At 68.8% G+C, this 12,917-nt stretch carries 11 protein-coding genes; 8 read left to right on the forward strand and 3 right to left on the reverse strand.

Annotated elements, in window-relative coordinates; genetic code table 11:
- Window positions 1-150: 150 nt before the first annotated feature.
- On the reverse strand, window positions 151-1,857 hold the full coding sequence (locus tag J2X65_RS24600; protein WP_404977795.1) for an extracellular solute-binding protein: 1,707 nt from the start codon (window positions 1,855-1,857) through the stop codon (window positions 151-153).
- 363 nt (window positions 1,858-2,220) lie between these two features.
- Between J2X65_RS24600 and J2X65_RS24605 the strand changes: the two genes are divergently transcribed.
- A complete protein-coding gene (locus J2X65_RS24605) occupies window positions 2,221-2,988 on the forward strand; it encodes an invasion associated locus B family protein (RefSeq protein ID WP_310207365.1) in 768 nt (255 codons plus the stop codon).
- 123 nt (window positions 2,989-3,111) lie between these two features.
- Here J2X65_RS24605 and hspQ read toward each other — a convergent pair whose 3' ends face one another.
- The gene (hspQ, locus tag J2X65_RS24610; RefSeq protein ID WP_213358721.1) at window positions 3,112-3,441 is read right to left on the reverse strand and encodes a heat shock protein HspQ; all 330 of its coding nucleotides are present in this window, start codon (window positions 3,439-3,441) and stop codon (window positions 3,112-3,114) included.
- Between the two features lie 189 nt (window positions 3,442-3,630).
- Between hspQ and J2X65_RS24615 the strand changes: the two genes are divergently transcribed.
- On the forward strand, window positions 3,631-4,587 hold the full coding sequence (locus J2X65_RS24615; RefSeq protein ID WP_310207368.1) for an AEC family transporter: 957 nt from the start codon (window positions 3,631-3,633) through the stop codon (window positions 4,585-4,587).
- 12 nt (window positions 4,588-4,599) lie between these two features.
- Here J2X65_RS24615 and J2X65_RS24620 read toward each other — a convergent pair whose 3' ends face one another.
- Window positions 4,600-5,820 (reverse strand): UbiH/UbiF family hydroxylase, encoded by a 1,221-nt coding sequence (locus J2X65_RS24620; RefSeq protein ID WP_310207371.1) that lies wholly within the window; start codon window positions 5,818-5,820, stop codon window positions 4,600-4,602.
- A 230-nt stretch (window positions 5,821-6,050) separates the two neighbouring features.
- Here J2X65_RS24620 and J2X65_RS24625 point away from each other — a divergent pair, with 230 nt between their 5' ends.
- The 6 genes from J2X65_RS24625 to J2X65_RS24650 all read left to right on the forward strand — a co-directional run bounded on the left by J2X65_RS24625 (window position 6,051) and on the right by J2X65_RS24650 (window position 12,893).
- Window positions 6,051-6,776: a CDP-alcohol phosphatidyltransferase family protein gene (locus tag J2X65_RS24625; RefSeq protein ID WP_310207373.1), complete on the forward strand. Its 726-nt coding sequence runs from the start codon at window positions 6,051-6,053 to the stop codon at window positions 6,774-6,776.
- 25 nt (window positions 6,777-6,801) lie between these two features.
- Window positions 6,802-7,779, forward strand: coding sequence for a quinone oxidoreductase (locus J2X65_RS24630; protein ID WP_310207375.1), 978 nt, complete (start codon window positions 6,802-6,804; stop codon window positions 7,777-7,779).
- A gap of 358 nt (window positions 7,780-8,137) precedes the next feature.
- Window positions 8,138-9,718: an ABC transporter ATP-binding protein gene (locus J2X65_RS24635; protein ID WP_310207378.1), complete on the forward strand. Its 1,581-nt coding sequence runs from the start codon at window positions 8,138-8,140 to the stop codon at window positions 9,716-9,718.
- The gene (locus J2X65_RS24640; protein WP_310207380.1) at window positions 9,708-10,784 is read left to right on the forward strand and encodes an ABC transporter permease; all 1,077 of its coding nucleotides are present in this window, start codon (window positions 9,708-9,710) and stop codon (window positions 10,782-10,784) included. Before J2X65_RS24635 ends, J2X65_RS24640 begins: the two co-directional genes overlap by 11 nt.
- A complete protein-coding gene (locus tag J2X65_RS24645; RefSeq protein ID WP_310207382.1) occupies window positions 10,777-11,700 on the forward strand; it encodes an ABC transporter permease in 924 nt (307 codons plus the stop codon). Before J2X65_RS24640 ends, J2X65_RS24645 begins: the two co-directional genes overlap by 8 nt.
- Window positions 11,701-11,807: 107 nt before the next feature.
- Window positions 11,808-12,893, forward strand: coding sequence for a BMP family ABC transporter substrate-binding protein (locus J2X65_RS24650; protein ID WP_310207385.1), 1,086 nt, complete (start codon window positions 11,808-11,810; stop codon window positions 12,891-12,893).
- Window positions 12,894-12,917: the final 24 nt, after the last annotated feature.

Consider the following 12,917-nt stretch of genomic DNA (forward strand, 5'->3'; position numbering starts at 1 on the left):
TGGTCGAACTCCGAAAGACAGCCAATCTTCGCGCCGCCCGGCCCCTAAGGAGCCGTTTCCGCCGGCTATGTCCAGTGTCCGGGCGTCGCTAGGTTAAGGAAATCTCCGGGTGTGGCCTCCGCACCCCTCGCGCACGCGGCACGCGGCTCGTCAGCGCTTGCGTTCGCCCTGCCACCAGGTTTCGGCCAGCGTGCCGCGCAGCGACAGCGTCGCCGGCCGCTCGATATCGCGCCAGCGTGCCAGCCATTCGCCCGGCGTGTGGAACAGGGGCAGCGAGAAGCGGGCCGAGATCAGCACCCGGTCGAGCGCCCGCACGGCGGTGACGAACTCTTCACGCGAGCGGGCGGCGAGCAGCGCCTCGATCATCGCATCCGCCGCCGCGCTCCTCAGCCCCATGAAATTGCGGGTGCCCGGCGTGTCGGCGGCGGCCGAGCCGAAATAGAAGCTCTGCTCGTTGCCCGGCGACAACGACTGATCCCAGATATAAGGCACGATGTCGTAATCGTAGTTCATCTTGCGCGCCTCGAACTGGGCGCCGTCGACGAGGCGGATCGACAGCTCGATGCCGGCCCGCTTCAGCATGCGCTGCCAAGCAAGAGACAGCCGCTCCTGATCATAGGTACCGACCAGCACCTCGGGGGCGAGCGGGCGGCCATCGGCGCGGGAGACCAGCCGGCCGGCCCTGAGCCCGTAGCCGGCGGCCTCGAAATGCTCCAGCGCCCTTCTGAGGCCGGCGCGGTCGCGGCCGGTGCCGTCGGAGGCGGGCGGCTGCCAGGAGCCGTCCATCACCTCGGGCAACACCGCGTCGGGATAAGGGGCCAGCAGCGCCCGCTCGGCGGCTTCGGCCGGGCGGCCGCGGGCGGAAAGCTCGGAGCCGTCGAAGAAGCTGCCGCAGCGCCGGTACAGCCCGAAATAGAGATTGGCGTTCGCCCATTCGGCATCGAACAGCTCGGCCATGCCGGCGCGGATGCGGACATCGTCGAAGGGCTTGCGGCGCATATTGAAGATCAGCGCCGAATAGGGCTTGGGGACGCGGGTGGCGATGTCCTCGCGCAGGATGCGCCCGTCGCGCACCGCCGGGATGTCGTAGCCCGTACTCCATCGGCCGGGATCGGTCTCGAAGCGGATATCGGTGAGGCCGCGTTTGAAGGCTTCGAACAGGCCGTTGACCTCGCGGTAATAATCGTAGCGGAGTTCGTCGAAATTATAGAGCCCGCGATTGACCGGCAGCGCGTCGCCCCAATAGTCGGCGCGCCGGCGCAAGGTGACGCTCTCGCCCGGGCGCACGGCGGCGACCTCGTAGGGGCCGGAGCCCAACGGCGCCTTGAAGCTGGTCTGCTCGAAGGTGGCGGGATCGGTGGCGTGGCGGGCGAGGATCGGCATCAGCCCGAGGATCAGCGGCAATTCGCGGTCGGCGCCGGCGAAGTCGAAGCGGACCGAGCGCTCGCCGGTGGCCTCGGCTTTGGCGACCTTGCCGTAAAAGCTGCGCATGTTCGGCCGGCCGCGGGTCCTCAGCAGCTCGAAGGAGAACAGCACGTCGGCGGCGGTGACGGGCACGCCATCGGCGAATCGGGCGCGCTCGTCGATCTCGAAGGCGACGAAGGCGCGGGAGTCGTCGGTCTCGATCGCGCGGGCGAGCAGGCCGTAGACGGTGAAGGCCTCGTCGGGGGAGCGCGCCATCAGGCTCTCGACGAGGTTCCAGCGCACGAACGGCGCCGGCGAGCCGCGCACGATGAAAGGATTGAGGCTGTCGAAGGCGCCGACCGCACCCTGCACCAGCCGTCCGCCACGCGGCGCGGCCGGGTTCACGCTGGAATAGTGAGCAAAATCAGCGGGATAGAGCGGGCCGCCATGCATGGCGAGGCCATGGCGCGCGGCGGTTTTCGCCGAAGCGGCGGCGGCTGCCACGGTTTCGGCATGCCCGCGGGTCACAATGAGCGGCAGGCAGGCGGCTGTCCAGACGGCGCCTTTTGCGGCCACGAGGCCGTTGCGCAGGACGGCGCGACGGGTGATATCGGTCACGCTTGCTGTTTCCTTGCGACGGATTCGCTCCGGATTGGTCGCGCCACTGATAACAGAATGGACGCCGGCCGCGCCATGAGCCACTGTCTTGCCGCATTTGAACGGGAGACAGCCTCGTCTTCCCAGAGGCGCCAAGGCGTCCGTCGCCGTAGCCCAGCTGCCGTAGCTTCGCCGCGGTTCGCACGACAGGAACTTGATATGATCAGACGCTCGTTTCCCGCGCCGCAGTCGCGCCTCGCGCGCAAGGTCGCCGGAGCTGCCCTGCTGCTCGCTCTTGCCGGCGCCGGCCCGGCCTTGGCCCAGACGCAGCAGAAGCCGGCGGCCAAGCCTGCCGCTCCGGCCAACAACGCCCAGGCGGCGGCGCCGCAGCAGCAGGCTGCCCCGCAGATCCCCGCCATCCCGATCCCGTGGGTGAAGCGCTGCGAGGACAATCCGCAGATCAACAAGAAGGTCTGCAACTACGAGCAGAGCATCATCACCGACACCGGGCAGTTCCTGGTCCGCTTCGGCATCTTCGAAGTGAAGGACGACCCGAAGAAGTTCTTCACCGTCTCGTTCCCGACCGGCGTGCTGCTGCGCCAGGGCTTCCGCGTGGCGCTGGCCAATGAGCAGCCGATCCTCGGCACCTACATCATGTGCGACGAGCGCACCTGCCGCGGCGACCTGCAGGTCGACGACGAGTTCATCGCCCGCATGAAGAAGGCCCCGGGCCTGACCATCCAGGCCGCCAATGCGGTCGGCCGGCTGATCAACTACCCGATCGGCCTCGGCGACTTCGCCAAGGTCTATGACGGCGCCGACACCGATCCGAAGGCCTTCGAAGAGCAGGTCAAGAAGATCCAGGATCAGGTGAAGGCCCGGCAGGAGCAGCTGAAGGCCCAGGCCGATGCGCGCGAGCAGGCCACCAAGCAGGGCCTGGAAAAGCTCGGCGCCGAGAAGCTGAAGGGCGCCCAGCCGGCGCAGTGACGCCGGCGCTTCCGCCCGCCGGAAGACGCGACGCCAACGAAAATGCCCGGCCTCTCGCGAGGACCGGGCATTTTTCATGGCGAGCGCATCCTCGGGCGAGGCGACGCCTGGGAGAGATGGCGGCTATTGCAGCCGGTCGCTCTTCACCCGCCAGCCGCCATCGCCGTCGGCGGCTAGCATTTCCTCGACCTGGGGATGGCGCACCGGCTCGCCGGAGGTGTCGGGCTCGAGATTCTGCTCGGAGACATAGGCGACATATTCGGTGTCGGCGTTCTCGGCCAGCAGATGGTAGAACGGCTGGTCCTTGGACGGGCGCATGTGCTCGGGGATCGATTCCCACCACTCGTCGGTGTTGGCGAATTCCGGGTCCACATCGAACACCACGCCGCGAAACGGGAAGTGGCGGTGGCGTACCACCTGGCCGATGCGGTATTTGGCGCTGCGTTCCTTCATATCCATATCGTTCGCCTTTCCGCGCGGGTGAGCCCTAAGCGCCGGGTGCGATGATGTCAACTTTAGCAGTACTCGTGCCGCGGCCGAGGATGCTAACTTAGGCGCGGTAGTGCTACGAAAGAGCAAGCAACCCGCGTGCCGGACTTTGTGGCGATTGACCGCGCCGCAGCGAGCCGATAGCCAACGCGCATGGCCGACGTCCTCGCGCTTGCGCTTCCCTTCTTCGGAGTGATCTTCCTCGGCCTTGGATGCGGCAAGATCGCGCGCATCCCGGAGAGCGGGCTCGCCTGGCTGAGCTTCTTCATCATCTATGTGGCGCTGCCGGCGCTGTTCTACTCGCTGGTGGCGCGCACGCCGTTCCACGAACTGGCCAATGGCCGCTTCATTCTGGTGACGACGCTGTCGACCGCGACCTGCTTCGCGCTGTCGCTCGCCGTCGGGCTCTGGCTGCGCCGCAACCTGCCGGAAGCGACGATCTCCGCCATCGTCGGCTCCTATTCCAATGTCGGCTATATGGGACCGGGGCTGACGCTCGGCGCCCTGGGGGCGGCCGCCTCGGTGCCGACCGCGCTGATCTTCGTGTTCGACAGCCTGTTCTTCTTCACCGTGGTGCCGCTGCTGATGGCGCTGGGCGGGCGCGACAAGCGCTCGCTGGGCGCGACGCTCTGGTATGTGGTGCGACGGGTGGTGACGCATCCCTTCAACGTCGCGACCTTTCTCGGCGTGCTTTCCGCCGCCATCGAGTTCCACCCGCCGGCGGCGATCGACCGCATGCTGGAATTCCTGAAGAACGCGGCGGCGCCTTGCGCGCTGTTCACCCTCGGCGTCTCGGTGGCCCTGCGCCCGATGGGCAAGGTCTCCGGCGAGGTGCCGTTCCTCATCGCCATCAAACTGTTGGTCCATCCGCTGCTGGTGTTCACCGTGCTGATGCTGGTGGGCGGCTTCTCCCCGGTATGGGTGGCCACCGCGGTGCTGATGGCCGGGCTGCCGCCGGCGCTCAACGCCTTCATCATGGCCAAGCAGTACGAGACCTATGTCGAAGGCGCTTCCGGCGGCGTGCTCATCGGCACCGTGGTCTCGGTGGCGACCGTCACTGCCCTGCTCTATGCGGTGCAGCACGACATGCTGCCGCACGCGTTCAACTGATAAATCCGCGCGTTAGGCGACGATGTTCGTGTGCGGTGTCAGGCTAGAGGCCGGCGCACGCATCAGCGGCGGCACGTCGCGGCTGGGCCCGACGCCCTCGCGCATGACGAGGCGCCGCAGCGTCGCCGACCGGCCGAGCGCCCACAGTCCCAGCCCGCGCACGCCCTGGACCGGCAGGAAATCGGTGAGCAGCGAGCGGTTGAACAGGTCGACGGCGAGGCTGCGGCTTTCCACATCCGCCGCGCGGCGACGCCCATAGGCGGCGGCAACCTCGGCGCCGGCGATATCGTGACCGGTGCGGCGGGCGCCGCCGGCGAGCTCGGCGAGGGTGGCGGCGTCGCGGATGCCGAGGTTCAGCCCCTGCGCGCCGATGGGCGGGATGATGTGCGCGGCTTCGCCGAGAAGGAAGATGCGGCCGCGGGCAAAATGCTCCGCGGTGCGGGCGCCGAGCGGGAAGGCGCCGCGCGGACCGTCGAGCCGCATCTTGCCGAGCAGGGAATGCGCGCGGCGCTCCATTTCGCGCGAGAAGCCGGCCTCGTCGAGCGCCATCAGCGCCTCGGCATCCTTCGGCGCGACGACGCAGACGATGCTGGTGCGGTTGCCGGGCAGCGGCACCAGCGTGAACGGGCCGGTCGGGGTATGGAACTCGGTGGAGATGTCGCGATGCGGGCGGTCATGCGACAGCGTCGCCGTCACCGCGACCTGCGGATAATCCCGCGCGCGCAGGCCGATGCCGGCGGCGGCGCGGCAGGGCGAGTCGCGCCCGTCGGCGGCGACCACCAGGGAGGCGACCAGCGTGCGGCCGTCATCGAGGGCGAGCGTCGCCGCGGCGGCGGCGTCCGCTACCGCGGTGACGCTGGCCTCGACGCGGGTGATTCGCGGCGCGGCGGCGACGCCCGCCTCCAGCGCCGCCAGCAACGGCTCGTTCTCGACGTTCCAGGCGAAGGCGGGCAGGCCGAGTTCCCCCGCCTCGAAACTCACCTCCGGGGCGCGCCACAGGCGGCGGGTATCGTCGACGAGGCGCATGACCCGCAGCGGCGAGACCTTCTGCGCGGGGCCGACAAGGCGCGGCCAGACGCCGAGCGCATCCAGCGCGCGCACCGAGCCGTCCATCAGCGCCGTGGTGCGGGCGTCGCGCCGGCGCGGCGGGCCGATCAGCGTCACGTCGAGCCCCTCGCCGGCAAGGGCGAGGGCGGCGATCATCCCCGCGGCGCCGGCGCCGACCACCGCCACGGGCGAACCTTCGGCCGGGACGGGCGTTGGGTTTCGTGGCGCGGATGCGAGGTGCGGCTCCATCGAGGCCTCCATCTTGTGTTGTGCGGGGCTATAAGGCCGGGCATGAGTGTGGGATAAGCGAGGGCAACTCGGTCTGTCCATGCGGATCGGTACGGGCGTGATATATGCGCGACGTCGACGAAGAACATGCCGGCCGGTCTCGCGTCGCGGCCTTGGGAGAATCACCAGTGGCGGTGTCCGCTAAACCTTTTGCCGAAAGGCCGACCCGTCAGCAGACGCTGGCCTTCGCGGTTCATGTCTTCACCGCCACCGGCGCGGTGCTCGGCCTGCTGGCCCTGATCGCCGCCGTCGAGGGCAACTGGGCGCTGATGTTCGCCTGGCTGGGCGCCGCCCTGTTCGTCGACGGCATCGACGGCTCGATCGCCCGCAAGGTGCGGGTGGTGGAGGTGCTGCCGCGCTGGTCGGGCGAGACGCTCGACCTCGTGGTCGACTACCTCACCTATGTGCTGGTGCCGGCCTTCGCGGTGGCGACCGGCGGGCTGATGCCGACCTGGCTCGCCGTGCCGGCCAGCGCGGCGATCCTGCTCACCAGCGCGCTCTATTTCGCCGATACCAACATGAAGACCGAGGACAAGTATTTCCAGGGCTTCCCGGCGGTGTGGAACCTGGTGGTGTTCTATTTCTTCCTGCTGCCGATGAACGCCTACGTCATCGCCGCCCTCATCGCCTTCCTGTCGGCGGCGACTTTCCTGCCGATCAAGTTCGTGCACCCGTTCCGGGTGGTGCGGGGACGGCTGCTGACCATCGCGCTGCTGGTGCTGTGGGCTGTGCTGGCGGTGACGGCGGTGATCGAGCGGCTGGCGCCGCCGGCCTTCGTCAGCGTCGGTCTCTGCCTCGTCGGGCTGTATTTCCTGCTGTTCGGGCTGGTGCCGTCGCGGCGCCGGGCTTCGTGACCTCTGTTCTTCCGGAGTGAGTTCCATGGTGTTGGCGGTGCGCGTGCACGAGGTCGGCGGACCCGAGGTGCTCAAGGTCGAGGACGTGGAGGTCGGCGCGCCGGGGCCGGGCGAAGTGAGGGTACGCCACACCGCCATCGGGCTGAATTTCATCGACACCTATTTCCGCACCGGCCTCTACCCGGCGCCCGGAGGACTGCCCTTCACGCCCGGCAACGAGGCGGCCGGGGTGATCGAGGCGGTGGGCGAGGGCGTCACCCGCTTCAAGCGCGGCGACCGCATCGCCTACGGCACCGCGTTCGGCGCCTATTGCGCCGAGCGGGTGATGCCGGCGGCCAATCTGGTGAAGCTCCCCGACGGCATCGACGACGCCACCGCCGCGGCGATGATGCTGAAGGGCATGACCGCGCGCTACCTGCTGCGCCAGACCTACCCGGTGAAGGCCGGCGACGTGGTGCTGGTGCAGGCGGCCGCCGGCGGCGTCGGGCAGATCCTCTGCCAGTGGGCGAGCTATCTCGGCGCAACGGTGATCGGCACTGCCGGCTCGCCGGAGAAATGCGCGATCGCGAAGGAGGCGGGCGCCGCCTACACCATCGACTATTCGAAGGAGGATTTCGCGGCGCGGGTGAAGGAGATCACCGAGGGCGGGCTGTGCGACGTGGTCTATGACGGCGTCGGGCAGGCGACCTATCCGGCGTCGCTGGATTGCCTGCGCCCGCGCGGCATGTTCGTGAGTTTCGGCAACGCCTCGGGGTCCATCCAGAACTTCTCGCTGCTCGCTCTGTCGCAGAAGGGCTCGCTCTTCGCCACCCGCCCGACGCTGTTCACCCATGTAGCGACCCGCGAGGCGCTGGAGGCCAACGCCGCCGACCTCTTCGACGTCGTGCTCAAGGGTGTGGTGAAGATCCCGGTCAACCAGCGCTACAAGCTCGCCGATGCCGCCGAGGCGCATCGCGAGCTGGAAGGGCGCAAGACCACGGGATCGAGCGTACTGATTCCCTGAGGCGGCGTTCGCCTCCATCTGCCTCAGCTTCCCCTGAACGACCTCATCCCGAGATGTCCGGCGCCAGGCGGGCCTCTCTCGAGGCTCGCTGCGCTCGCACTTCAGGATCAGGGCGGTTTACGGGAATGGGCGGGCGCCGCGCCCGCGGGAAAATACGAAATTGCCGTGAATTGCATCAACTCGGTGGACCGTACGATCAGAGTTTGGACTTGCTCCGCCTAACCGGCATGCGATGCTTGTTTAAAGTGCATCTGTCGTGGAACCCGGATGAGATATCGCCGCCCGCTCCGACCGGTTCCGATAGGAATGGCCGCCGCGCATTCGTCGAGGCGGCGTGACAGACGCCGGGATACGCCCCATGTCCGGTAAGGCCGCCACCTCCGATTCCGCCGCCTCGGGAGCCCTGCCGCCGCCCCTGCTGGAGGCGATCGGGCTGACCAAGCGTTTCGGCGCTTTGGTGGCGAACGACCATGTGAGCCTTGCCATCCGTGCCGGCGAGACGCACGCGCTGCTGGGCGAGAACGGCGCGGGGAAGTCGACGCTGGTGAAGATGATGTGCGGCCTGTTGCAGGCCGATTCCGGCGAATTGCGCTTTGCGGGCGAGCCGGTGGTGTTCCCCGATCCTGCCGCTTCGCGCGCGCGCGGCATCGGCGTGGTGTTCCAGCATTTCGCGCTGTTCGACGCGCTCACCGTGGTGGAGAACGTCGCGCTCGGCCTCGCGGCCCCCGGCAAGCTGCCGGCGCTCGCCGCACGCATCGAGGACTGCGTGCATCGCTACGGGCTGGAGGTCGAGCCCTATCGTCGGGTCGGCGAGCTGTCCGTCGGCGAGCGTCAGCGGGTGGAGATCGTGCGCTGCCTGCTCGGCGATCCGCGCGTGCTGATCCTCGACGAGCCGACCTCGGTGCTCACCCCGGACGAATCGGAGAGCCTGTTCCGCACCGTCGACCTGCTCACCGCCGAGGGGCGGGCGGTGCTGTTCATCTCGCACAAGCTCGACGAGGTGCGCCGCCTGTGCCAGCGCGCCACCGTGCTGCGGGGCGGCAAGTTCATCGCCGAGGTCGACCCGCGCCGCGAAAGCTCGGCCAGCCTTGCGCGGCTGATGGTGGGCGCCGAGGTGCCGCGCACGCCGCGGGTGACGACCCATGAACTCGGCGAGCCGCGCCTGCTGATCAAGAACCTCACCCTCAAGGGCGATGGTTCGCGCGGCTCGGCACTGCACGCCATCAACCTCGAGATCCGCGCCGGCGAGATCGTCGGCATTGCCGGCGTCGCGGGCAACGGCCAGACCGCGCTGTTCGAGGCGCTGTCCGGCGAGCGGCTCGGCGAGGATGCGGAGGCGATCGTCATCGACCGCACGCCGGCCGGCGCGCTGGGGCCGACCGCGCGGCGGGCGCTCAAGGCCGGCTTCGTGCCGGAGGAGCGGCTCGGCCATGCGGCGGCGCCGGACATGCGGCTGTCCGACAATGTGCTGCTCACCACCCATGGCGACGGGCGGATCGTGCGCCAGGGCATCGTCCGCCACTCGGTGCTCAACGCCATGTTCGCCGAGATCGTCAGGCGCTTCGATGTGCGCTTCGGCGGCAAGGACCCGAAGGCGCGGCGGCTCTCCGGCGGCAACCTGCAGAAATTCGTCATCGGCCGCGAGGTGCTGCGCGAGCCGGTGCTGCTGGTGGTCGACCAGCCGACCTGGGGCGTGGACGCGGCGGCGGCCGGCTTCATCCGCACCACGCTGCGGCAGAAGGCGGCGGAAGGCTGCGCCGTGCTGGTGATCAGCCAGGACCTCGACGAACTGCTGGAATTCACCGACCGCATCGCGGTGATGAGCGAGGGACGCCTCACCCAGCCGGTGCCGGTGGAGGAGACCTCGCGCGAGGCGATCGGCCTTGCCATGGGCGGCGCGCATGGGGCTCCGGCGCAGGAGGATGCCGATGCCGCTTAAGCTCGAACGGCAGGAAAACGTCCCGCTCGCCGGCCTGGTGGCGGCGCCGTTCGTGGCGCTCGCCTTCACGCTGGTGGTCGGCGCGGCGATGTTCCTCGCCATGGGCCATGACCCGGTCGAGGCGTTCCGCATCTATTTCATCGATCCGCTCGGCGATGCCTACACCTTGCAGGAACTGGTGGTGAAGGCCTGCCCGCTGCTGCTGATCGGCGTCGGGCTTGCCTTCTGCTACCGCGCCAATCGCTGGAACATCGGCGCTGAGGGCCAGTATTGCGCCGGCGCGCTGCTCGGCTCCTGGCTGGCGCTGGCGACGCACGGCACCGGCGCCGGGCCGTGGGTGATGCCGGCGATGCTGGTGCTCGGCGCGCTGGGCGGTGCCGCCTACGGGTTGATTCCGGCCTTCCTGCGGGTGCGCTTCGGCGCCAGCGAAATCCTCACCTCGCTGATGCTGGTCTATGTCGCCGAGCTGTTTCTCGACTATCTGGTGCGCGGGCCGTGGCGCGACCCGGCCGGCTTCAACTTTCCCCAAAGCGTGACCTTCGACCCGGTGGCGACGATGCCGCTGCTGCTCGATGAGGGGCGCCTGCATGGCGGCATCGTCATCGCGCTGATAGTGGTGGTGGCGGCGACCTTCGTGCTGGGGCGCACGCTGATCGGCTTCTCCATCGAGCTCGGCGGTTCCGCGCCCCGTGCCGCCGCCTTCGCCGGCTTCGACGAGAGGCGGGTGACCTATGGCGTGTTCGCCGTCTCCGGCGCGCTGGCGGGGCTCGCCGGCATCATCGAGGTGGCCGGGCCGATCGGCAACATGCAACCATCGATCTCGCCCGGCTACGGCTTCACCGCCATCATCGCCGCCATGCTGGGACGGCTGCATCCGGTGGGCATACTCGTCTCCAGCTTCGTGCTGGCGCTGACCTATATCGGCGGCGAGGCGGCGCAGATCTCGCTGCGCATGCCGTTCGACGTCACCCGCGTGTTCCAGGGCACGCTGCTCATCGCCATCCTGGCGGCCGACGTGCTGGTGCGCTACCGCATCCGTCGGGTGGAGGGCGTGCGCCATGCTTGATACGGTGATGATCGGCGCGGTTCTCGCAAGCGTGGTGGCGGCGGCGACCACGCTGCTCATCGCCTCGCTCGGCGAACTGGTGGCGGAGCGGGCAGGGACGCTCAATCTCGGCGTCGAGGGCATGATGATCATCGGCGCCGCGGTCGGCTACGCCACCGCCTATTCGTCCGGCAGCCTGCTGCTCGGTACGCTGGCGGCGGTGCTGGCCGGGGTGGCGCTGTCGCTGGTGTTCGCGGTGCTCACCGTATGGCTGGCGGCGAACCAGGTGGCGTCCGGCCTCGCCACCACCATTCTCGGCCTCGGCCTTGCCGGGCTGATCGGCTCGCCCTTCGTCGGCACGCGGATCGACGCCGCGCCGGAACTGCTGGTTCCTGGCCTTACCGACCTGCCGATCATCGGCAAGGCGGTGTTCGGGCAGGACGCCTTCGTCTATGCCTCGGTTGCGCTGCTGGTGCTGGTGACCTGGGGGCTGGCGCGCACCCGCACCGGCCTGGTGATCCGGGCGGTGGGCGAGAGCCATGTCGCCGCCCACGCGCTCGGCCATCCCGTGCGCCGGATCCGCACGCTTGCGGTGATGTTCGGCGGCGCCTGCGCCGGGCTGGCCGGGGCGCAGCTCTCGCTGGCCTATACGCCGTTCTGGGCCAGCGACATGACCGCCGGCCGCGGCTGGATCGCGCTGGCGCTGGTGGTGTTCTCCGCCTGGAAGCCGCTCTGGCTGCTGGCCGGCGCCTATCTGTTCGGCGCGGTGTCGATCCTGCAACTGCATGTTCAGGGATTCGGGCTCGGGATTCCCTCGCAGCTCTTGTCGTCGCTGCCCTATCTGGCCACGGTGGCGGCGCTGGTGCTGATTTCGGCCCTGAAGCGCGGGCAGGGCGCTCCTGCCTCGCTCGGGGTGCCCTTCGTGCCGGATCGTTGAGGCGCGACATTCACTCCGGCCGCGCCCAGCGGCCTCAAGCTTCCGCGGCTGCGGCCACGCGGGGGCGGACATCCAGGCCGCGACGGACAGGAAGAGCGGAGACGTTCATGCGGAAGATTCTCTCATTGGCGCTGGGCCTCGCCGCGGGCGCGGCCCTTGCCGGCGCCGGCGCGTTGCCGGCCTCCGCCGCCGAGAAGCTGAAGGCGGCGTGGGTCTATATCGGCCCGGTGGGCGATTTCGGCTGGACCTACCAGCACGATCAGGGCCGCAAGGCGGTGGAGAAGGAGTTCGGCGACAAGGTGGAGACCACCTATGTCGAGAGCGTGCCGGAAGGCCCGGACGCCGAGCGGGTGATCGAGCAGCTGGCCCGCGCCGGCAACAAGATCATCTTCACCACCTCCTTCGGCTATATGGAGCCGACGCTGAAGGTGGCGAAGCGCCATCCCAAAGTGTTCTTCGAGCACGCCACCGGCTTCAAGCGCGACAAGAACGTCGCCACCTACAACTCGAAGTTCCACGAAGGCCGCTACATCCTCGGCCAGATCGCCGCCAAGATGTCGAAGACCGGCACCATCGGCTATATCGGCTCCTTCCCGATCCCCGAGGTCATCTCCGGCATCAATGCGATGATGCTCGGCGCGCAGTCGGTCAATCCGGACATGAAGATCAAGATCGTCTGGGTGAATTCCTGGTTCGATCCGGCCAAGGAGGCCGACGCCGCCAAGGCGCTGATGGACCAGGGCGCCGATATCATCACCCAGCACACCGACAGCCCCGCCGCCATGCAGGCCGCCGAGGCGCGCGGCGTCAAGGCGTTCGGCCAAGCCTCCGACATGATCGGCTTCGGCCCCAAGTCGCAGCTGACCTCCATCGTCGACAACTGGGCGCCCTATTACGTCAAGCGCGTCAAGGAGGCGATGGACGGCACCTGGACCGCCACCGACACCTGGGCCGGCATGAAGGACGGCGAGGTGGTGATGGCGCCCTACACCAACATGCCCGACGACGTGAAGGCGATGGCCGAGGCGACCGAGGCCAAGATCAAGTCGGGCGAGCTGAACCCGTTCAAGGGGCCGGTCACCAAGCAGGACGGCACGCTGGCCGCCAAGGAAGGCGAGGCGGTGGCCGACAAGGATATCCTGTCGATGAACTGGTACGTGAAGGGCATCGACGACAAGGTGCCGGGACAGTGAGCCGCGCCTGACCGCGCTTGTGCC

This window comes from Ancylobacter sp. 3268 (assembly GCF_031456575.1).
Taxonomy (GTDB): Bacteria; Pseudomonadota; Alphaproteobacteria; order Rhizobiales; family Xanthobacteraceae; genus Ancylobacter.